The sequence below is a fragment of the Methanolobus sp. WCC1 genome (assembly GCF_045690315.1).
GTDB lineage: Archaea > Halobacteriota > Methanosarcinia > Methanosarcinales > Methanosarcinaceae > Methanolobus > Methanolobus tindarius.
The window spans coordinates 760,198-781,414 of record NZ_CP146979.1; the positions used below are offsets into that span (position 1 = coordinate 760,198).

The window sequence follows — 21,217 nt, forward strand, 5'->3', positions numbered from 1 at the left end:
CTTGCCCACTCAAAACAGAAATCAAAAAAATAATTGTCAGCATCTAATCTGTTGTAGGATATCGATACTAAAATAAAAGCCAGTTATCATCAACTGGCTTCAAAATAAAAACTAAGTTTCTCTCTTATTCTTCAACATAAAGAAGATACAGACAACTGTTCTCCCTCATTTCCATGAATCCCTGGGTTTCAGTAATTCCTGCTTTTTCCAGCAGGACTTTTTTCCATGATTCCGGAGGAAGAGCAATCTTTCCTGTATATGCCTTTGCTGCTATCTGGGCATACTGAAGTGGTTTGCCGTCAATCTTGATTCTCTTTGCAACTTCCTTGCGGTAAGTCTGGTGCATCATACATGCACTGTGAGCAGCGGAAGGCTGTATGGTGTGATTAAAATGATCAGTTGCTTCCATGTGAACAGGGTTGAAATTGCCGATTCTCTTAATATATTCCCTGATAGCCTTGGAGAACGGGCATACCTTTGTGACAAAACCAAATTTGCTTATCTGTCCGATGTGCTCAAATGATGAAAGCACGGATTCTCCATTGATTACAGCATTTGCAAAATCATCCCATGTACGATATTCTTCCTCAGGAACTGATTTTGCCAGTGATTCTGCCTGACCGACCATGTAATTGGTAAAACCTTCAACACCCTGTTTATCGGAAATATCCTCAAAGAACAGGAATACTGAAACATCAACAAAAGGGTTTGATTCTATATTTTCAGCCATACTATCACCTTTAATCTATAATCTCCTCGCCTGCACTCTTTCCTTTTACAATAAGAGCGAAAACACAGGATGCGCTGCGGAGAATACTCTTTATGTGCCTCTCGTCAACATTTATCCTGGCAAGGTTTTCCTGTACCATTTTTACTTCACCTGTCATTCCTTTGTTTGCAAGGTGAAGGCATTCAAGAGCCTGTTTAGCAACAGTAATATTGTTAGCCGCAACCTCCCTGAACTTCTGGTGGGTAATGCAGTAATTAGAAACAGCTGAGTCTCTTACACGGTTATTGTAGCTGTCAGCCACATCGGTATCTGAATCTGGTATCGGGCCGATTCTTGAAATGAACCTGGCCATAGTAGGTGCTATCGGGCATGTCTTTAAAGCATAGACATAGCCGATAACATCTCCGTCCTTATCTGTGATAGCAAGATCTGTCTGGACATTAACATCACCTTCTACAGTGAGAGATGTCCTTCCATCTTTCATTGCCACATTAAAGGCAGGCCATCCTACGTATGCTTCCTTGCCCATCCTTTCTGCATAGCTCTCACCTACACGAAGCCAGTATTCTACGACACCTTCTGTTCCTGCTTTGCTGACCATATCATCAACAAGCGAGTAAATTGCAATGTCCATCATAATTATAGGTCTCCTTTATCTCTCGGGTCCGTTTAGTTATTATACAATATTTATATATTAATTGTTTTTATGGTTTTTATTCTTTGCCATTGAATTTATAGATATATATTAAAGTCAAGGAATTTTAATCCATTTCAATTCTGGTTTATCCGGGTAAAGTTGTTCAGTTGTAGAGTTGTCCTCTTCGATAATATCCATAGCTTCATCTTCAGATTTCACAGCCATTTCAAAAGGAATTTCACCGGCAACATCATATCTCAGGAAAAGTCTTCCATCTTCTGCCATGATGAGCCTTACACTATCTTTTTCCAGGGAATCCATTCCAAGTTCGTAACCTTTATGGCTCTCAGCCTTCCAGGTGCAGATCTCAGTATCAGCTGGACTAAAAGCAGGTTCCTTAGTTTCATCTCTGCTATCCCGAGTTTCTGCGCCGGATGTCTGCAGGTAATCCTCATTCTCAGTTCTTACAAGAGAGTGTAGCATATGTGAAAACGTGTTTTCCTGATCACGATCATTGTTATTTGATCGTTCCAGGTGCTGTGTCCAGATATTTTTCATATAGTTCAACCGTAAAACCTGATTAATAATTGGAAAGTCACTTCAGCATTTCCTGAATTGAATTTTGCATTCTGTCTAAAGATTCACTGTCAAGAAGAAGGAACATATCACCATAAATGGTACCTGCACCTACATCCTTCTCAGAAGAATAGACCATAAACATAGTTTCAATGTTCAGAATTCCTTCTGGTTCTTTTTGCATTTTGGCAAGTCCTCTTTCCAGGATTTCATCAATTGTACCGATACTGATGTCCGGCACTGAATGCATTATTTTAAGATCAAGGAAAGATGCAAGTGAATTCAGGTATGAGCCTGCAATAATATTTCCAGTTTCAAGAAGTGCAGACTCATAGATACTCGGGTCATCATCGTGTTCAATACTCTGTAACAGTAAATTACTAAGATAAACCGCATTGCCAAACTCGAACAACATCATTGCAACGCCATTGAGGTCACCGTGAACCGGCATCATGATACTGGTCATTGTGATGGAGTCCGGTATCATGTCTACAATTGCAGATGGCTCAAACAAACGTGCATCTGAAAGATTTAACTGCACTCTTTTTTCAATAAGTTTGGACAGGGAAGTAGTAGCATTTCCCATGCCGATACTACCTATCTCTTTGAATGCATCAATCAGAAAATTGTCAAGCTGTCTGCTCATTAGAATTCAACCTTTTTTTCCTCTAATATAACTTCAACATCCTGCTCCATGAAGAATTTCTCTCCTACATAGAACCTGATGTATTCCTCTCTTCCGCCTTTTACAACACGTATCTTTGCATCCTTCTCTTCTGCAAGGTTCAGGAAGAGACCCTCAAATCTTGACACGGTTTTAGTGTCATGAGCATCTTTATTTATCAGACCTACCAGAATCAGGTTACTGGCAGAGAAACGTTCTACCATTTCAGATATGAACTCATAGGTTCTCTGTTCACCATCTGTGAAAATCAACTGGCTCATAGGCTCAAATATAACAGCACAGCCTTCAGGAAGCTTGCTTGTAAGTTCAAAGAACTTCTCTATTTCATCTGCGGGTAACTTTACAATTCCATCCTTATTGGTGACATGCTTGCTTGTGGATGATATTTCAATAAACTTCATTGCACCTATATCCATTAGATCCCCGATTTTCTCTTTGTACATTTCAGTACGGGGTTGTGTGGATACAAGAACTGTGTTCACCATTTCCCCGTAAAGACGGAGACATATTTCTATTACTGAATCCTCATATCGGGTTTTTGGTGTATATTCAATAAGTGTTGACCTGCTAAGAAGTTTAGCCATCTGTTCTACCTGAGGCAGCTCTTCCATATCATCTTCTGATTCAACAGGTTTTGTGAATATCATTCCTTCTATCAGGAAATCTCCAAGCTTTTCCCTTGGGATTGTAGTAAATGCCTGAAGCATCAAAAATCCGGCAGCTGCAAATACACTGGTGTAAACAGCACTCCAGAAACCAAGGAACAGGAAAATCAACTCAGTAATATCTTCATCCTGAACACTAATAGCAATGGATGGGAATATGGAGGATGTGATAAGGAATATAGCTGTAAGTGCGAGAAGTAACCAGGCAATAGATCCTTTTTTTGTCTCAAAATATACTTTTACCCAGAAGTAGATCGCTGCTAATCCACACGCTAACGATATGGATATGAAAAATATGTGTGTTATAGTAATTTCCGGAGTTAACATCCTGCTGTCACCTATTATTTGTCCGTGTGATATATTATTACGTAATATATATTAATATACTTTTATACCTTTCAGTGCGCTTTTGACAGTAAGTTCTCCGTTTTCAGTGTCAAGCACAATGGTACGTCCGTAGTTCTTTCCAGTATCCTCAGCAACAATGGGTATTTTGAGTAGCTTTAATGCATCTTTCGTAGCCGCCACGTTTCTTTCTCCTATATTGAGCTGGGTCTTTGAATTAAATGAGAACATGCTTGCACCACCTGCAATTTTTGCAGTAGTACGGTGTTTGTACGCACCCTCTTCTACCATTGTATCAATAAGTGCAGGGATGCCTGTATCTGCAAATTTGTCGATATTGTCTTTTGATCTTGCATTTTCTATGCTGGGAAGCATAATATGCACCATACCGCCAACACCCGTGCTTTTGTCATAGAGGGAAATACCCACGCAAGACCCAAGCCCTAAAGTGGTGAGTTTTGCGGGTTTTTTCGCAACAGCACTGTCAGCCATTCCCACTATTATCATGTTTATCTCGTACGCATTTCTTCTATCCTGTCGATTACCGATTGCAAAGATGCCGTATCCAGAAGCATATACATATCACCGCTAAGGCTGTGATATTCATCTTCACCTGTAATCTCAAACAAAGTTGTCAGGCCAAATATGTGGTCGATTTTTCCACTCATATGCTTTTTTGCTTTTTCGAATATCTCATCGGTAGTCCCCTCGGATATAGTGGGGATTGAAGGTATGATAGAAAGGTTCAGGAATTTGGAGAGAGCGTTATAATAGCTGCCTGCAAGAATATTTGCAACTTCAATAAATGCCGAGACTTTCATATAACTGTCTTCGGCACTATCCTTCAGAAGCATATCAGCAAGAACCTCTGAATGGTTTTTACTAAGTATCAGTATGAATCCACCATTCATATCTCCCATAACTCTGACTATGGCTCCTATCTTTTCAGAGTTAAGACTTTCTGAAATATCTTTAGCTTTAAGCAACGTTAGGGACGAGCCACTGACATTAATAGACTTGCCCACAAGCTGTGAGAGTGCAGTTGTTGCATTTCCCATTCCAATATTTCCCACTTCATTTAATGCATCGTAATAGAACTTATCAAGTACTATATTCATTCATTTCTCTCCTGTCAGATCATCTTTTCAATACGGTCTATTATTGTGTCCATGGAGTCAGGGTCAAACATTGTAAGGAAAAAACCATCGGTTCTGTTTCCCTGGATTATAAACATAGTGTCAAAAAGAAGCGCATGCTCTACTTTCTGACTCATCTCTATCAGTATCTGGTCTATTATGGCTCCCAGCATGTCAAAAGTCTGCATAGGTGTAGAAATTCTGATGTTCAGGCCCAGAAAATCAGACAGGGAGCTAACATAAGATCCTGCAAGAATATGACCAACCTCTTCGAGGAGTGATTGGTTAAGGGGTGTAAGAATATCTGTATTTTCTTCATGAGTGATTATCTCACAAATTGTCTGGGCTGCTTCTTCAGGAAGCATCATCATGATGTACCCTTCGATATCACCATTTACATGCATTATCACGCCTGATACAACGTTAGCAGCTCCTCCCAGAACCTCTGGAACATCTTCGATAAGTTCTACTTTAAAATCAGGAACCTCTATTTTTACTCCGGTTTCTATCATTTTGGAAAGCGATGTTACAGCATTTCCAACACCGATGTTCACTATTTCCCTTAAGGCACTTACCTGCAACTCGCTCAGACTTGATATCTTATGCTTCATTTGTAGACTCCATGATTACGTTTTACCCATGTTACTTCATGATTTTATTTTCATTTCTGGTAGATTCTCTCTTTGGAATTGTAAGATTTGAATTTGTCTTTTGATGGTCCTATCAGTGTCTCGGTTTTACCCATCACAAAGAACCCTCCATTTCCAAGGGCATTGTAAAAGTCCATGTAGAGCTGTTCTTGCAACTCTTTCTGGAAATAAATTGTAACGTTTCTGCAGAATACGGCATCAAAACCGCTCATTTTCGGTCCTGATATTAGGTCCTGTTTTTTGAATTGAGTAATCTTTTTGAGCTCATCTGAAATTATGTACTTATCTCCGTCCTTGGTGAAGTACTTCTTAAGAAAAGCAGGTCTGACATCCTTCATCTCTGCAGCAGAGTATATTCCATTCTGGGCTTTCAGGAGACTTTCCTTATCGATATCAGTTCCAGTTATTTTGATGTTATATTTACTAAAATCCTTTCCGAGTATATGATTAAATAACATTGCCAGGGAATATGCTTCTACTCCGATTGAGCATCCTGCACTCCAGATCCTGATTGAACGAAGGCCACCTGTCTTTGATTTGATTATTGCCGGCAGTACTTCTTTTTCTACGATATCGTATACTTCAGGGTTCCTGAAGAAATTTGTAACATTTACTGTCAGAGTTTCCATAAGTTCAGGATATTCATTCTTGTCACTTTGCAGCAGTTCTACATATTCTTTGTAAGTCTTTGTATTTGTTGCACGCAACCTGACATCGATTCTTCTTTTGAAGTGAGAATCCTTGTACTGGTTTGAATTGAATCCAAGATTTTTCTGGATTAGGTTTTTCAGTATTTCATAATACTCGTCTTCAGTTTTCCCAACGGTTTTAAGCATTTTTTATACCTCTGCAAATTCTATTGTCACATTGTTTCCATCCCTCAAAGGGGTTGTAAATCTGGCAGGAACGTTGTTTACAAGAAGTCTCATTCTTTTGCCAACAAGTTCCTCCTTTTTAATATCCATAAATTCAAACAGGTCCGAAAGTATCGGATCCGCATCATCCCCCATTTTCAGTTTGATATTATCTCCATCATCTATTTTGTCAGAAAGAGAAGCCCTTTTTCCATTAAGGGTAATTTGCGGCATAGAGCCATCAAATACAATCTCATTGCCATTGAGAAGTACGCTGATCTTTTTGCCTTCTTCAGGTTTACTCAGGATATTCTCGATCCTGTAGTCAAACTTTGATTTATCAATTAGAATTATATCATTATCATTGACAGGGTGTTGTGAAAGTTTATCTCTGTCAACAGAATTCCCATTTAGCTTGAATGTGTAATTTATCCTGTCAAAATACTGAACAGTATTATTGATAATAACTGATATCTTTTCAAGTTCATTCTGTCCGAATTCCATTTCAAGAACATCTTCCAGGTTTGGTGCACGTATTTTAATATCGGCCCTGTCAGGTATTGTTTCTTCAAAGGATACCTTTTTTCCATTAATTGTAACAAAAGGCCCGATTTCGATTTCGTTATAATTGACGTTGATATTGAATGCAACCTTCAGTCCCTGCATCTTTATGAGATCTCTGACCTTCAGCTTTGCATCTTTTCCATCCACTGGTGCTGTGAAATCAATGACAGAACCCTTGTGTACAGGGTCTCCAAGACTTGCTTTTTTTCCATTATGTAATATGGTGGCATGTTCGCCCGTATCGCCCTCAATTGTTCTGAGTTCAGAATTGACAGTAAGACTAAGCCCCATCCCGGGGCGTGGATAAAGGCGTTTTACTTTTGCAGCTACAAGTGCGTCCATAACAGATAGTCCATTTATGTCCATCAGGTGGATTTCAAGACCGTTTACAGTCAGGTCGATGAATTCAATTCCTTCATCAAGAATTGCCATCCGGGCTATTCCAAGTGGTGTTATCATGTCCGCACCGGTAACAATTCCTGTGTTGTCAGCCAGGCCTTCTATTTGTTTAGGAAGACGTGAGCCAATTCTCTGCACAGGAATATCAAGATGTTTTGATAGATGTTCTCTAAGGCCTGCGGTCTGTGACCCACCACCAACAAGCGCTACTGCTCGTGGAACTTTCTCATTTATTGTAAGTATTTCTTCGGCAATGTGCATTGCAAGCTTTTCTACTTCATGCTCAATATCAGAAATTACCTGACTTACCGGAACTTCAGTGATGACACCAAAAATATCTTCAAGCTCGATTTTATCCTTGCTTGTAAGGGACCTTTTAATATTTTCTCCCTTCTTGAAATCCACAAGATAGTAATCGCATATAAAATCAGTAATTTCATCCCCTGCTTCCGGGACCATTCCATATCCGATTACGGTTCCATTATCTGTTATTGCAATATCGGATGTTCCTGCTCCGATATCTACAAGTGCGATATTGAGTTTCCGCATATCAGAAGGAATAGCAACATTCAGGGCTGCTATGGGTTCAAGAGTAACACTTGATGCTTCAAGTCCGCACCTGTCAAGTACGGCAAACATACTGCTGATAACAGCTTCCGGTAAAAAAGTAGCAAGCACTTCCACTGTGATAGAACTTCCCTTCTGTCCGATAATATTGGAAATGCGTTCCCCGTCAAGTTCATAGTGAACTACGGAGTAACCTACGCAATTAAATCCTTTATCGTTTCCAAGTTGGTTAGCGGCGCGTGCAACTGCCTCAAATTCCAGTTCGGAGATGTCCTCACGACTTATTTCCCTGTAAGGCATCTCCACTGAAACTTTTACTTTGGATGTCTTAAGTGCCCTTCCTGCAACGGCTACGGCAACTTTTGACAATTTGAATCCGGTTTCTTTTTCAAGATCTTTTCTGACCTCGTCAACAACCTTTGCAACCTTTTCGACATCATGAATTTGCCCATCCTGCATGCTGCGCTCGTTATGTTCGTGAACACACGCAGCTTTTATGTTGAGGTTCCCATCTTCTGTAACAAGTCCCACAACAGTTCTTGTTCTTATATCCAGGGCAAAATGGGCACTGTTCATTTTATCCCATCATTTTCTTCATTATAGCTGCCATTATTATGTCCGTGGCACCGGGTTCAAAAAGCATATTGAATTCATTCCTGGAGTTTGTAGAAGGTATCAAACATTCACCTTTCACAACAATGAACTGGTCTGCAACCTGTCCGATTTCCTGTTTGATGAAATCTCCAACACCTTCCATGTTGACCTCCATGCTGGGGTCTCCAATGTTAAGATGAATTCCCAGGAATTCATTGACAACACGCATATAAGCACTGCAGAGGTTCACTCCCATTTCACGAAGTTTCTTAACCTGTTGCTCTTCAATTTTATTTGTAGTTCCAATTGACTTTTTCATCAACAGATCTGAAAATGATAGTGCTGAGAACTTAGGGAGTAGTATGAGGGTTCCTCCGGAGACATCACCTGTTATGTGAAGGTGTATTCCAACCACGCTCTTGTTCTTGCCTTCTTCATTGCTTTTTTCGATTATTTCATCCAGAGTCAGCATTTCTACCACAGGGATATCGATTTTCACATCCCTGTTCACCATTTTTGAAAGTGAAGTGGCCAGATGTCCCATTCCAATGTTTCCGGCCTCTTGAAATGCTCCTCTTGCCATTTCGTCCATTTCTGCCATATTATTCCCTCATCTTTAGATCAATGTAGCAATATCAAGGATCAGTGAAACACTTCCATCTCCGAGGATAGTCGCGCCTGCAAATCCTTTCATATTTTTCAAAAGTTTATTATCAAGAGTTTTGATGATTACTTCTTGCTGTCCAAGGAGGTCATCAACGACAAGTCCGATGTTGCTTCCCATCTTTTCGACAACCACAACGATTAGGTTCTGCTTGTCTTCTGCTTCGGTGGGACATTCGAGTACATCATGCAATCTAAGTAACGGAAGTACTTCTCCCCTGAGCATGATGACTTCTTTTCCTTCGATGGTTTTAATGTCACTGGATTTGATTCCAACATCACGGATAACATTACCAAGAGGAATGGCGTATGTTTCCCCGGCTACAGTAACCATGAGTGACTGAATGATTGCAACTGTAAGTGGTAGCTGCAGCTTCATTATGCTACCCTGGCCCGGAACAGAGCTGATTTTGACACTTCCGCCAAGAGCTTCAATCTTTGTCTTGACAGCGTCCATTCCAACACCTCTTCCGGAGATATCAGTAACAACTTTTGCTCCGCTAAAACCAGGCATAAATATGAGATTCAGCGCATCGGTGTCTGATAATTTATCAACTTCTTCTCTGGTCAGAACTCCCTTTTTAACAGCTATGTCTCTCAGATGTCCGGGGTCCATTCCCTTACCATCGTCTTCTACCTCAATGAGCACACTGTTTCTCTGACGTGAAGCTGCCAGTCTTACAAGACCCGCAACAGGTTTTCCAAGTTGCTTACGCTCTTCCTCGGATTCAATTCCATGATCCACAGCATTTCTTAGAAGGTGAACCAATGGGTCGCCAATCTCGTCCAGCACGGTCCTGTCCAGCTCGATTTCTTTACCTTCAATAATCAGGTTGATTTGTTTTCCTTCAGACTTGGCAAGGTCTCTTACCATTCTTGGGAATCTGCTGAAAATCTGGTCAATAGGAACCATCCTGGATTCCATAACTTCAGTCTGGATCTCATTAGTCAGCCTGTCAAGATTTGCAAGAGATTCGTCCAGATCTTTTGCATTAAGATCAGATGCAAGCTGGTTTAGCCTTATTTTGTTGATAATCAGTTCCCCAACAAGGTTCATCAGGTTGTCAAGACGCTCTATATTTACTCTTACACTCTGTATACTCTTAACAGCATCAGACCTTTTAACAGCAGAAGCACTTTTCTTTTCTTCTGTTTCTTCTTTCTTTGTTTCCTGCTGCTTTTCTTCAACTTTTGAACTTTCAGCGATGGTTGTAGGAACTACATCCTTTATCTCTGAAATCTTCTTAATAGTTCCAACTATGTCATCATCAGATGATTTAGTTGCGAAAATTACTGTGAAGTCTAAATCAAATTTCTCATCTTCAAGTTCTGCTTCTGTGGGGACACATCTTATTATTTCTCCCATTTTGGATATATTGATGAGTACCAGAGTTGATCTGGCAGATTTCAGGACGCATGATTCATCAAGAAGAACTTTCAGTGAAACCACACGGTTGCCTTCACTTACAGCTTCCTCGATAGCTTGCTTTTCGTTATCTGATAATTCAATATTATCAACAACAGGGGCAACCTCAACCTTTGCTTCAGTTTCGGTATCGTTTTCTGCTTTTTGCTCTGGAATTTCTTTACCTATTTCATTTTGAATGGTATCAATACTTGCAGTTACAGAACCCTTTATCTCCTGTACTGGCATGGTTCCTTCCATTGCCTGTGCAAGGGTTGCCTGAAGATGAGCAATATCTACTTCTTCGCCACTGTCAACAGCTTCAACAAGTGCTTCCAGTGTGTCCAGGCATTCAAAAAGAATGTCTATTAATCCGTTGCTCACTTCTACCTGTGATTTCCTAACCATGTCCATCAGGTTTTCCATTTCATGGGTCAGTTCTGAAATTGTGTTAAAACCCATTGTAGCAGACATTCCCTTCAGGGTATGTGCTGATCGGAACATGGTATTGATATATTCCAGTTCATTGGGGTTTTGTTCAAGCCCCAGTAATGAATCGTTAAGTTGTTGCAGATGCTCTTCCGATTCTGCTCTAAATATTTCTTTGTATTCTGACATATCCATGGTCACACCAACCCTGAGAAAATAATGACCTTCTCACTTTTCATACACATTTTAATCACCGGATGAGTTCAGCATTCGTACTATCTCCGAAGATATCCTTTCAAGAGGTACAATACTATCAGCAAGTCCTCTCTGGACAACTGCTTTTGGCATACCATATACCACACATGACCTTTCATCCTCAGCGATTGCTTTACCACCTGCTTTTTTTATGTCTTCCACACCATCAGCACCATCTGCTCCCATCCCTGTCAGAACTGCCGACACTATATTAGATCCATAGATAGGCACAAGTGATTTGAAGAGAATATTTGCGCAGGGTCTTACTCCTTGCTCACGGGGTTTCTGGTTGAGTTTAACAACTTCATGGTGAATTCCACCCTTCTCAACAGATGCAATCTCCATGTGGTAATTCCCCGGTGCAAGATAGGCATGTCCCGGTTGGAGAACATCTCCTTCTTTGGCTTCGGTAACAGTCAGTGCAGACTGCCCATCCAGCCTTTGTGCCAGGGATGCTGTAAATCCTGCAGGCATGTGCTGGACAATTACTACAGGCACTTTCAGGTTGCCCGGTAATTTAGGAACTACTTGTTCCAGGGCACGGGGTCCGCCTGTGGAGGATGCAATGGCGATTATTTTTCCGTTTGCATGGTGCACGATTTTTGAATTACTTTTCTTTGGTTTAGGTGGCAAAGGTTTACCTTTATTTTCACGAGATATTTTTACGTGTTCTTCCATGAATCCGAGTTTTTTCAGATCCACTTTAGAAGCCATCTTTACTTTTTTGCGGATCTCATCGGCTATATCCGCAATGTTAACACTTATGTTTCCTGAAGGTTTTTGTATAAAGTCTACTGCTCCGTATTCGAATGCATTCAGTGTACTTTCCGCAGACCTGGAGTCGACCGCCGTTAACATGACTACTGGAGTTGGGCATTCGCTCATGATATATCCCAGAGCGTGCAATCCGTCAAGTACAGGCATCTCAATATCCAAAGTCACCACGTCCGGCCTGAACTGTTCGACCTTTTCAACAGCTTCAAGACCGTTTCTGGCCGTAGCTATTACGTTTAATTCCGGGTCTTCTTTCAGGATATCCGAGATGACCTTTCGCATGAGCGCGGAGTCATCGACCACAAGTGCATTGATAGTCATATTAGATTACTTTTCCAATTACTTCGAGAACTTTTGCTGCATCAAATGGCTTGACTATAAAGTCAAGGGCACCGGTTTTAAGTGCATCTGTAACAACAGATTGCTGTCCGATGGATGAACACATAACTACTTTTGCAGCCGGGTCCATTTCCATTATCTTTTTGAGCGCGTCTATTCCTTCCATGTTTGGCATGACAATATCCATGAAAACGAGCTCAGGCTTTACCTCTGGATATTTGTTCACAGCATCAAGTCCATCAACACATTCGGCAACTACTTCATGACCATTTTTTGTTAATATGTCTTTGATGACCATGCGCATGAAGGCAGCATCATCCACAATCATTACTTTTACCATTTGTTCATATCTCCCATGTTTGGTATTGCATAATATGTGCAGTATTTGCACTATATTTAGTAGAATATGGATTGTATTTCTACGTTATTATATAGGGGATAATATATTATATTAATTTATTGTTCGTTTGAACTTTTCCTTTTTAAAGTCGCTTCCACAATTACATATTCTATACAGGTTCAGGCTAAAAAATAAAGCCTGTGCAAATTATGCAATTTAACTATATAGAGAGTAGTATATAATATTTCTCATTATATATTAGTTGCAATATGCTGTATCGACCAGCTGCGCTATCCATTGCTATCTGAAAAAAGATTTTAAACCGGGATTTAATTTGCAATTGTAAGCAAAATTATCAGGAAACAGAATCTGACTATTACGCTTATTCCTGTTGAAAATGCCACTATTTTGACACCGGTTTTTGGTCCGAATATGGATACATATCTTGGCAGCAAGGTCCTCACACTAAAAATCGGCAGCATGAACATACTTCCAAGCATAAGTACTATCATTGCCTGAATATATGAGATACCATTATTGCTTATCATTGGTCCGAGAAGGGATATTCCAAGAATCGGACTTGCAACGTAACTGGTAAGCGGTACTATACTTTCAGGTGGAATTCCAAATATCTCTGCAAGCGGTAACACATTGAAAATCTCAAATGCACCGTTTTCCCTTAGATAGAATACCAGTGTTGTCATTGACAGGTAAATGATGGCGATTTTTTTGAATAGCTTCTTGTTGCGCTTAAGTGACTTTTTCACAGCTTCAGTCAAAGTTACTTTTTTTCCTGCAACTTTATCGTCGTACATGCATTTGTTTTTCTCAAGGAACAAGCTGCTTAATATTATAACTGCACTTACCTTCACAATAGCTGTGATTATAAATACAGTTACATAGAAACCGCCAACAATGGGTCCGAGTGCAGGTAGAACAATGGGTATCTGGTAAGTGATAATTTCTCTTACGTATGCAGGAGTACTGTTTAGTACAGCACACAACATTGTTTCCTTTTCATTAATGCATCCGTTCTCTTTAAAGTTTACAACCATACCATTTGCAGCAACGGTTGATCCCATGGCTACAAGAAATGATGATGCACATGTGTCCGGAAGATTAGTATACTTAAAAAGTGGCCTGACAAGACCGGAAAATTTCTGCATAAAACCGAGTTCTATCAGAATTCCGGTACCGAACAATCCCACAAAGATCATAATAAGAATAGGTATGGCAAAGTCCAATACTTCCAGAAAGATCGAGAACATGGAATATTGTACATTTCAGGTTCTAAATTAAACTATCTCTTCATTCATGCTGCTAATCTGGTCAACCTGTTCTATTTTTATAGTTTTGGTGATAGAAAAACCTTATATTTATTGCAACGTATTGAAAGGTGGTGATTAAGCTGAAGAAAGACCTTATGAATATTCTTGCCTGCCCGATTTGCAAAGGGGACCTTGTCCTGAACATCGAAAAGGAAGATGGCAATGAGGTAATTTCAGGCACACTGTATTGTTCTGTTTGTAACGAGTACTATCCCATAGAGGAAGGTATTCCAAATATGCTTCCGCCTGATCTCAGGGAATAAGACCGGTGAGGACATTTAATTGCAGCAGGTTCATATCAACAGACTGGGAGTAAATTCTATTGAATTCGACACGGATACTGTTGAGTTACCATTATCTCCCGGCGAGGAACGCAGTTTTGAGGTTGTTCTCATTAACTATGGGGCTCCCACTCATGTCAATTTATCCGTAAGTGACACTCTGAGAGAAAATATCACAGTTCTTGAAGACAATCCTTATGTTAAACATGAGGAATACATCCCTTTGATAGCACGAATTCCATATGATGGAAGACTCTACACAAAAGGACAGGTATATATTACTGTGGGTTACGGTTCCAAACGACAGGGTTTTAACTTGAATCTTGGTCATCCTGGACCAAATGAGGCCAGTTTTTCTGTTGATGTTGATGAATCTCTTTATAAGCCTGCAACATCATCACCAAAGCCAAAATCAGCATCAAAATCTTCTAAATCATCCAAATCATCATCTAAATCGTTATCTTCTTCTATGTTCGGAGAAGATCACTGGAATTTTCAGCTTCCATCAATTCCTTCTGAAATGTTCAATTCGGCTTTCAAAGCAATTTCCCCGTATTCAGGCGGGATACTGAAAGTTCTTATTTTACTGTTAATTGCTGCTTTATTAGTTTCATTTATACTGTCACTTGATCTTGAACAGTTCTTTAGTTTCTACAATTCTGTGTTCTATTCGATCATGCTGACATTTTTGATGGCTTATCTATTAATGAGACTTCCTAAATCTAAAAGATAATCAAGGTGAATAATATGAAATATATCATAGTTACCGGCGGTGTAATGAGTGGACTTGGAAAAGGAATAACCACTGCTTCAATAGGACGTAACCTGAAGAACAAGGGCTACAAGGTCACAGCCATTAAGATTGACCCCTATATCAATATTGATGCAGGTACTATGAGCCCGTTCCAGCATGGAGAGGTTTTTGTCCTGAAAGACGGAGGAGAAGTGGACCTTGATCTTGGAAACTATGAACGTTTCCTTGATACCGAGCTTACAAGGGAGCACAACCTGACAACAGGAAAAGTCTATGAATCTGTAATTTCCAAGGAGCGCAGAGGTGAGTATCTTGGCAAGACAGTGCAGATCATTCCTCATATCACAAATGAGATAAAAGAACGCATTCGAAGGGTTGCTGCCAAAAGCGGTGCTGATGTCTGTATGATAGAGGTTGGCGGTACTGTAGGTGACATCGAGAGTATGCCTTTCCTCGAGGCAGTAAGACAGATGTACAGGGAAGAGCCCAAAGAAAATCTTGCTTTTGTACATGTGACACTTGTACCTATGGACCCACAGGGTGACCAGAAAACAAAACCAACTCAGCACTCAGTAAAAGAGCTGAGAGAACTTGGTCTCAAACCTAATATTATAGTAACCAGATGTCCTGAACCACTTAATGAAGGAACAATTTCCAAGATATCCCTTTTCTGTGATGTTTCAGAAGAAGCTGTGATAAGTGCTCATGATGCAAATGATATTTATGAAGTACCTTTGATGCTTGAGCAGGAAGGTCTTACTTCTTTCCTCATGAAACATCTTAAACTTAATTCAACAAGTTCTGAGGATAAGTCCTGGGAGAACATGGTTGATAAAATGCACAATCTCAAAGGTGAGGTCAAGATAGGTATTGTCGGAAAGTACACTCATCTTGAAGATTCATATCTCAGTATCAGTGCATCCATCAAACACGCTGCAATAGAGTGCGGTGTCAACTATGATGTGTGCTGGATAAATGCAGAAACCTTTGAAGAGCATCCTGAAACAATAAACTCACTTTCAGAATATGATGGTATCCTTGTTCCAGGTGGTTTTGGCGAAAGGGGAACCGAGGGTAAAATAAAGGCAATCCAGTTTGCAAGGGAGAATGATCTTCCATATCTTGGACTTTGCCTTGGAATGCAGTTGTCTGTTATTGAGTTTGCAAGAAATGTTGCAGGTCTTGAAGGTGCCAACAGTGCCGAATTTGATGAGGATACCCCTTATCCTGTAATTGACATTCTTCCGGAACAGGAGAATGTGGTTGACATGGGTGCAACAATGCGTCTTGGAGATTATGATGCAGATCTTAAACCCGGTTCACTTGCAGAAACGATATACGGCCAGTCCAAAATTGTTGAACGTCACAGACATAGATACGAAGTCAATCCTAATTATGTAGAGAAGATAGAAGCAAGTGGAATGGTGTTCTCAGGTAAGAACCGAAACAGAATGGAGATTGCTGAAATTCCCGGCAAGAAGTTCTTCTTTGCATCACAGTTCCACCCTGAATTCAAATCAAGACCTGGAAGACCTTCACCACCGTTCAAGGCTTTTATTGAGTCTATGCTCTGATTTTCAGGACTGAAATAAAATAAGATATATAAGAAATTTATTTTCTAAAAATCTGATCTTAAGAAAAGCCCACATTTGTGGGCCTAACTCATTTTTAAAGGATCAGTTTTCATGTATTCTCTGAGGACCGTTGTTGCGTAACTTCCTTTCGGCAGGGAGAATGTAAGTGTGACCTTGCTTTTACCTGGATTAAGTTCATCTTCTGCTGTAACAAATTCAGGTTTGCAGTGAAGTAATATTTCCCTTCGAAGTCCTTTGGATGCAAGATCAGGAATTTGTTTCATCCTGAAAGCTTCCTGTGGGATTTTAGTTTCATTGAATACACTTTTTTCAAGTTCACCAGGAATTCCTGATGCGAACTCGCTTTCATATCCTACAAGTGGTGCGGTTAAAAATGCCCTGTCTCTTTTGAGAAGGTTGTTCATGCCGTCGACATTTTCATCTGTTGATGCCTGCATCTTACCTGTGTCGGGGAGTCCTTCTTTGTTCCTGAAACAAACAATATCACCTGGAATGGCAATGTTTAGTGAAAGTCCATTTTCTATTCTTTTGCAAATTATCCGATTGAATACATATGATTGGTAAGCATGTATGAACATCTTTCTGATGTTAGGGGAAAGCACACTGAAAGAACCTGCATAATCTCCCGGATTTTCTACAAGGTAATGCATCATTGCTCTCTCATACCTGAGGCGCAGAGGATAGGTTTTCAGTCCTTCGACAAAATCCCTTGTTTCCCATACGAAGTCCCTGACCACCTTAATATCATCCATTTCATCAGGAAATGATTTTGCAATATAGATCATGGCAGCTTTTTCTGCATCTCCGCGAAGTAACTGTTCACCTACAAGATGTGTAACAGGCCTTACAGCTCCAAATCTCTGTACGCCGAAAAAGTTTGGAACACCGCCGTATTCAGCGATCTCTTTTGTGGCGGCTTCAAGAGTTTTGTTAAGCTGCCCCGGTTCCATATCAATGTCCCTGATAGTAATAATAAACTCATTCCCGTAGAGGTCTCCAAGTCCTATTGACCTGGTTGATCTGCCAATAACCTTCAGTTCCACATCCTTTAAATAGAAATTTTCAATCTCCTCTTCGGAGACATCATAAATACTGATTTTCTGGGTGGTCTTAGCTCTTTTATCCTTAGTGCCTGCAAAGCCGATTCTTTTCTGGCTGATACCAAGTTTACGGGACATATCCCTGACAAGATGATGCATGTCCCAGTTTGTTTTAGTAAGTTCAAGTATCAGGTTCTTACCGCTGTCACCTTCTTCGCGGTTTGTAATCTCTTTAACAATAAAATCTTCCGGCTCCTGCCTGAGCACACCACCAATGCCTTCGGTATCTGTGCAGTAAAGGTCGATTCCCATTTTCTTTTCTATTTCTGGTATCATTTATTATCATCCTATGTCTGGGGAGCTATGTCTATCACAGTCACTGTGCTGGTATTGAGGAAAGTCCATCCGTTTTCAGTCGGTGCCGTTCCTCCGGGAAGTCCTCCTGCATAAATACTTGATGTAGGATCCATCATGAGCCAGCATCCATATTCATCCGTTGTGTAATAGATTGGCACCGGTCCGTAGTATTCTACGATTGCATCTGCAATAGTTTCCGTGTCATTTCCAATGTATGCTGCTGCAAATGCATGGGTATCCGTGAGGTAAATCCTTGAAGTTCCTCCAATTGCTTCTATGAGTGATGCAAGTAAAATAGCATAGTCATCGCAATCGCCGGCTCCTACTGTGATTGTCTCGCCAGGTGTTGACCACAGATCCTTTCCCCTCGGGTCACTTATGTATTGTATATTTTCTTTTGTGTCATCGAAAAGGTGGCATATCTGGTATATGTTATACTGTCCCGGATATTTTTTAGCGGAAGCTGCTGCCATAGTACGTACCTGCACGTTAGAAGGGTCTATTTTCTCATTTACCAGAGTAAACAATTGCTCCGGGTTTGTTGAGTATTTTGGAGTCTGTGCATCAATTTCCCCGGCTACTTCAATTGTTATTTCTTCAAACTCCTGCATTTCATAATCGTGCCATTTGCCGGACTCTGTCTGGACAAGAAGTGAAACAAAAGGTTCAAGTTCCATTTGTGTTGAATCTTCAGGAACCTCGATGGATAAAATTCCAATACGTCCCTCTTCTTCAGGCTTAATAGTGACGCCAGAGTCATGGAAGACCATCTCATTTTCCTTATTCAGATTAAAGCCTAACTGGTAAATATATACTGGTGTATCTCCCATATTCTTGGCATATACACTTATCACAGCTTCTGTGCCTTCAAAGAATTCAGTATAATAATAGGAACTGGATATCTCAAAACCAGGTAAGTTTTCCGTATATTTGTCGGGGCTATCATCATAAAGGTTCAGATTCTGGGAAGGAACTACGGGGATGGTAAGTTCACTGCTATCCAGTATGTAGTAATCTTCGCTCTGGAACAGGGTTACCGACGAGGGATCAAATATGCCCTCTACTTTTTTTACGGATTCTGAAATACATCCGGAACTTAATATTATGCCTGAAAGTAAGAGGACTATAAAAGCTATTTTCAGTATTTGCGTTTTTTTCTCATTTTTCATGCTAAACCCCCACAAAATACCGGCCCACAGATTCAGACAAGTTTTAGATTTCCTGTTACTTTGTCAATGTCATCAGCTTTTGCCGGTCCGATGCCAAGTACTGTAACAGTTCCGGGTTTTATTTCAGTAAGTCCTGCATCCTGTATGAGTGCTGTTGGAAGTCCCTGTCTTCTTGCAACTTCTTTCAGCTCAAAAAGATCTTTTATTGTCGGAACTCTCAGGACTACTTTTTTCTGTCCGCCTTCTTTCCATTTGTCAAGGGTCGAACGGTCAGCCCACTCAGATGCAGAGACTGCTGCATGTGCAACCTGCACAGCAAGTTTGCCTTTTGATAATTTAAGATCGTCCCTGATTACAATGCATTGTTTATACTCAGTCATTTTAAAGCCCCGTTTTTTCTAACCTGCTATCTATGGCAGTTATGATATGTTCTGCAACATTGATATTCAGGGATTTATAGATACCTGCTCCTGAGGGGGTAGCATTAATTTCCAGTACAAAATATCCGTTGTCACTTTCGATAAGGTCAACACCTGCGTACATAGCTCCGATGGTTTCTGCAGCAGCTATACACATCCTTTCCTGTTCTGCTGTAAGTTTACAGGCAATGGGTGTCCCTCCCTGGCTAAGGTTATTCAGCCACCAGCCCTGCGGTGCTTTTCTGTAAATAGCACCTGTAACTTTGCCGTCAACAACAAATGCACGAATATCCTGTCCTGAGTTTTCTATGAATTCCTGTATATAAAGCATTCCTTTTTCATCAATTATTTCTTTTACAAGGTCTTTTGCATTTGTTTTCTCTTCTGTTCCATCAGGTGCGAGGATAATTCCATTTTTTATACGATTTATACCTATTCCCTTGTATCCGAAAACAGGTTTTATAACTGCATCATCTAGTTTATCAATAATATCAAGGGCCTTTTCAGCTTCCTGACTTACAAAAGTCCTGGGTGTAGGAATACCTGCATCTGCCATCAGGCAACTTGCATAGAACTTGTTAGCAGCATTCTGTATGGCTGTCGGTGGATTTACTATGAGCATACCGCTTTGTTCGAGTTGTCTCAAAACATCAAAGCGGAATACATGAGCATCATTCTTTCCAGGTCCCATATCCCTGATAATGATGGCATCAAGTTCTGACAGACATATATCTCCTGCTTTGTGACTTACACTACTGTCAATGGATGTTTCGATTTGTCCAAGGTCAGGATAATATGTTTCGAAGCCTTTACTCTCCGCTTCCTGCATGAGGGCCTGAGCAGTCCAGTCATGTGGATCAGTTACAACGATTCCCAGTTTTTTCATATTCTTTCCTTGCTTTCTAAGTGCTATGAACTATTAGAACTGTTGCCTGTCATTTAACCTACCAGTTAACCTATCAATTCTGTTCCAGTTTTTCTAAATGCGCTGCAATACATCCGGGAATGTCCACTACATTTTTTAGAGCATCAATAATTACACCGTCAGCAGTAGCCACAACATAATCTGATGAACAGTTCTTCAGGTCAAAATCTACATGTTTTGATGTTCTCGCATCACCTGGGATTGATAGCTCCTCCATGCGTTTCCTTATGAAGGCTGCAAGTTCTCCGCTGTTTTTCATTTGAGTGTCCAGTAATATTTCAGCGTATTCAACATCTGATATTTTAATAAAATTCAGCATTTTCTCAACAGCCTGAAAAGTAATATCTTTATTTGAATGATTTTTGAACACACCTTTTATATCACGAAGGAATGAGTCATCCCCAATCCAGATATATTCTCCGCCTAGCAGGCTTTCAAGTGTTATAAGCACGTTGTAACCGTCGACAAGTAATTTCCTTTTTTCAGGTTACCAATATCAAGTTTCTTTTGCTTACGTGAGCTGGCGGTAGCATCGGAAAATACTGTACGTGCAAGTATGTATCTTTCATTTTTGTCCAGTTTGTAATGGTCAGCTACAAAACGGATAGCACTGTCCCTTTTGTATCCTTTTTCCAGCAGGTAGCGTATATCGTCAGCAGCTTTTGTTCTCTGTTTCTCCTTGCATCCGAAGTTCTGGTTTTTTATAACATATCTGCTTTCTGGCATCAGGTATCAGCTATTA

General features: G+C 40.3%; 24 protein-coding genes. 3 read left to right on the top strand and 21 right to left on the bottom strand.

Annotation, left to right across the window (positions count from 1 at the left end):
- Positions 1-124: 124 nt before the first annotated feature.
- The 15 genes from V7O61_RS03830 to V7O61_RS03900 all read right to left on the bottom strand — a co-directional run bounded on the left by V7O61_RS03830 (position 125) and on the right by V7O61_RS03900 (position 13,875).
- Positions 125-730, bottom strand: coding sequence for a hypothetical protein (locus V7O61_RS03830; RefSeq protein WP_023844376.1), 606 nt, complete (start codon positions 728-730; stop codon positions 125-127).
- Positions 731-740: 10 nt separating this feature from the next.
- A complete protein-coding gene (locus V7O61_RS03835; RefSeq protein ID WP_407282668.1) occupies positions 741-1,367 on the bottom strand; it encodes a hypothetical protein in 627 nt (208 codons plus the stop codon).
- Between the two features lie 114 nt (positions 1,368-1,481).
- Entirely contained in the window at positions 1,482-1,925 is a 444-nt protein-coding gene (locus V7O61_RS03840) for a hypothetical protein (protein WP_407282667.1), read from the bottom strand.
- A gap of 37 nt (positions 1,926-1,962) precedes the next feature.
- On the bottom strand, positions 1,963-2,589 hold the full coding sequence (locus tag V7O61_RS03845; RefSeq protein WP_023844373.1) for a chemotaxis protein CheC: 627 nt from the start codon (positions 2,587-2,589) through the stop codon (positions 1,963-1,965).
- Positions 2,589-3,620: a hypothetical protein gene (locus tag V7O61_RS03850; protein ID WP_023844372.1), complete on the bottom strand. Its 1,032-nt coding sequence runs from the start codon at positions 3,618-3,620 to the stop codon at positions 2,589-2,591. The genes V7O61_RS03845 and V7O61_RS03850 overlap by 1 nt, the downstream gene beginning before the upstream one ends.
- A gap of 51 nt (positions 3,621-3,671) precedes the next feature.
- Positions 3,672-4,145, bottom strand: a complete 474-nt coding sequence (locus V7O61_RS03855) for a chemotaxis protein CheD (RefSeq protein ID WP_023844371.1) — start codon at positions 4,143-4,145, stop codon at positions 3,672-3,674.
- A 2-nt stretch (positions 4,146-4,147) separates the two neighbouring features.
- Complete coding sequence (locus tag V7O61_RS03860; RefSeq protein WP_023844370.1) at positions 4,148-4,756, bottom strand: chemotaxis protein CheC; 609 nt, start codon at positions 4,754-4,756, stop codon at positions 4,148-4,150.
- A gap of 14 nt (positions 4,757-4,770) precedes the next feature.
- Positions 4,771-5,385: a chemotaxis protein CheC gene (locus V7O61_RS03865; protein ID WP_023844369.1), complete on the bottom strand. Its 615-nt coding sequence runs from the start codon at positions 5,383-5,385 to the stop codon at positions 4,771-4,773.
- Between the two features lie 50 nt (positions 5,386-5,435).
- The gene (locus V7O61_RS03870; RefSeq protein WP_288070359.1) at positions 5,436-6,260 is read right to left on the bottom strand and encodes a protein-glutamate O-methyltransferase CheR; all 825 of its coding nucleotides are present in this window, start codon (positions 6,258-6,260) and stop codon (positions 5,436-5,438) included.
- Positions 6,261-6,263: 3 nt separating this feature from the next.
- Complete coding sequence (locus tag V7O61_RS03875) at positions 6,264-8,384, bottom strand: cell division protein FtsA (protein WP_407282666.1); 2,121 nt, start codon at positions 8,382-8,384, stop codon at positions 6,264-6,266.
- Position 8,385: 1 nt separating this feature from the next.
- Positions 8,386-9,003 (bottom strand): chemotaxis protein CheC, encoded by a 618-nt coding sequence (locus tag V7O61_RS03880; RefSeq protein ID WP_023844366.1) that lies wholly within the window; start codon positions 9,001-9,003, stop codon positions 8,386-8,388.
- Positions 9,004-9,018: 15 nt separating this feature from the next.
- Entirely contained in the window at positions 9,019-11,094 is a 2,076-nt protein-coding gene (locus V7O61_RS03885) for a chemotaxis protein CheW (protein WP_407282665.1), read from the bottom strand.
- Between the two features lie 51 nt (positions 11,095-11,145).
- Positions 11,146-12,249: a chemotaxis response regulator protein-glutamate methylesterase gene (locus V7O61_RS03890; RefSeq protein ID WP_023844364.1), complete on the bottom strand. Its 1,104-nt coding sequence runs from the start codon at positions 12,247-12,249 to the stop codon at positions 11,146-11,148.
- 1 nt (position 12,250) lies between these two features.
- The gene (locus V7O61_RS03895) at positions 12,251-12,607 is read right to left on the bottom strand and encodes a response regulator (protein WP_023844363.1); all 357 of its coding nucleotides are present in this window, start codon (positions 12,605-12,607) and stop codon (positions 12,251-12,253) included.
- Between the two features lie 329 nt (positions 12,608-12,936).
- Positions 12,937-13,875 carry a nucleoside recognition domain-containing protein gene (locus tag V7O61_RS03900; RefSeq protein WP_407282664.1) on the bottom strand — a complete coding sequence of 313 codons (939 nt, stop codon included), beginning with the start codon at positions 13,873-13,875 and terminating at the stop codon, positions 12,937-12,939.
- A gap of 131 nt (positions 13,876-14,006) precedes the next feature.
- Here V7O61_RS03900 and V7O61_RS03905 point away from each other — a divergent pair, with 131 nt between their 5' ends.
- The 3 genes from V7O61_RS03905 to pyrG are packed head-to-tail and all read left to right on the top strand — an operon-like array spanning position 14,007 to position 16,544.
- Positions 14,007-14,198: a methytransferase partner Trm112 gene (locus tag V7O61_RS03905; RefSeq protein ID WP_245596073.1), complete on the top strand. Its 192-nt coding sequence runs from the start codon at positions 14,007-14,009 to the stop codon at positions 14,196-14,198.
- Between the two features lie 19 nt (positions 14,199-14,217).
- Positions 14,218-14,949 (top strand): hypothetical protein, encoded by a 732-nt coding sequence (locus tag V7O61_RS03910; protein WP_023844360.1) that lies wholly within the window; start codon positions 14,218-14,220, stop codon positions 14,947-14,949.
- Positions 14,950-14,963: 14 nt separating this feature from the next.
- Positions 14,964-16,544, top strand: a complete 1,581-nt coding sequence (gene pyrG, locus V7O61_RS03915; protein WP_407282663.1) for a glutamine hydrolyzing CTP synthase — start codon at positions 14,964-14,966, stop codon at positions 16,542-16,544.
- An 83-nt stretch (positions 16,545-16,627) separates the two neighbouring features.
- Here the strand turns inward: pyrG and truD are convergent, their stop codons facing one another.
- From truD to V7O61_RS03945, 6 genes are all read right to left on the bottom strand, one after another.
- Positions 16,628-17,941 carry a tRNA pseudouridine(13) synthase TruD gene (truD, locus tag V7O61_RS03920; RefSeq protein ID WP_407282662.1) on the bottom strand — a complete coding sequence of 438 codons (1,314 nt, stop codon included), beginning with the start codon at positions 17,939-17,941 and terminating at the stop codon, positions 16,628-16,630.
- A gap of 11 nt (positions 17,942-17,952) precedes the next feature.
- Entirely contained in the window at positions 17,953-19,131 is a 1,179-nt protein-coding gene (locus tag V7O61_RS03925) for a transglutaminase family protein (protein ID WP_023844357.1), read from the bottom strand.
- Positions 19,132-19,163: 32 nt separating this feature from the next.
- Positions 19,164-19,511, bottom strand: coding sequence for a peptidyl-tRNA hydrolase Pth2 (pth2, locus tag V7O61_RS03930; RefSeq protein ID WP_023844356.1), 348 nt, complete (start codon positions 19,509-19,511; stop codon positions 19,164-19,166).
- Between the two features lies 1 nt (position 19,512).
- Positions 19,513-20,436, bottom strand: a complete 924-nt coding sequence (gene mptN, locus V7O61_RS03935; RefSeq protein ID WP_407282661.1) for a tetrahydromethanopterin:alpha-L-glutamate ligase — start codon at positions 20,434-20,436, stop codon at positions 19,513-19,515.
- A 73-nt stretch (positions 20,437-20,509) separates the two neighbouring features.
- Positions 20,510-20,926 (bottom strand): DUF5616 domain-containing protein, encoded by a 417-nt coding sequence (locus V7O61_RS03940; RefSeq protein ID WP_407282660.1) that lies wholly within the window; start codon positions 20,924-20,926, stop codon positions 20,510-20,512.
- The gene (locus V7O61_RS03945) at positions 20,917-21,201 is read right to left on the bottom strand and encodes a DUF434 domain-containing protein (protein WP_407282659.1); all 285 of its coding nucleotides are present in this window, start codon (positions 21,199-21,201) and stop codon (positions 20,917-20,919) included. The genes V7O61_RS03940 and V7O61_RS03945 overlap by 10 nt, the downstream gene beginning before the upstream one ends.
- Positions 21,202-21,217: the final 16 nt, after the last annotated feature.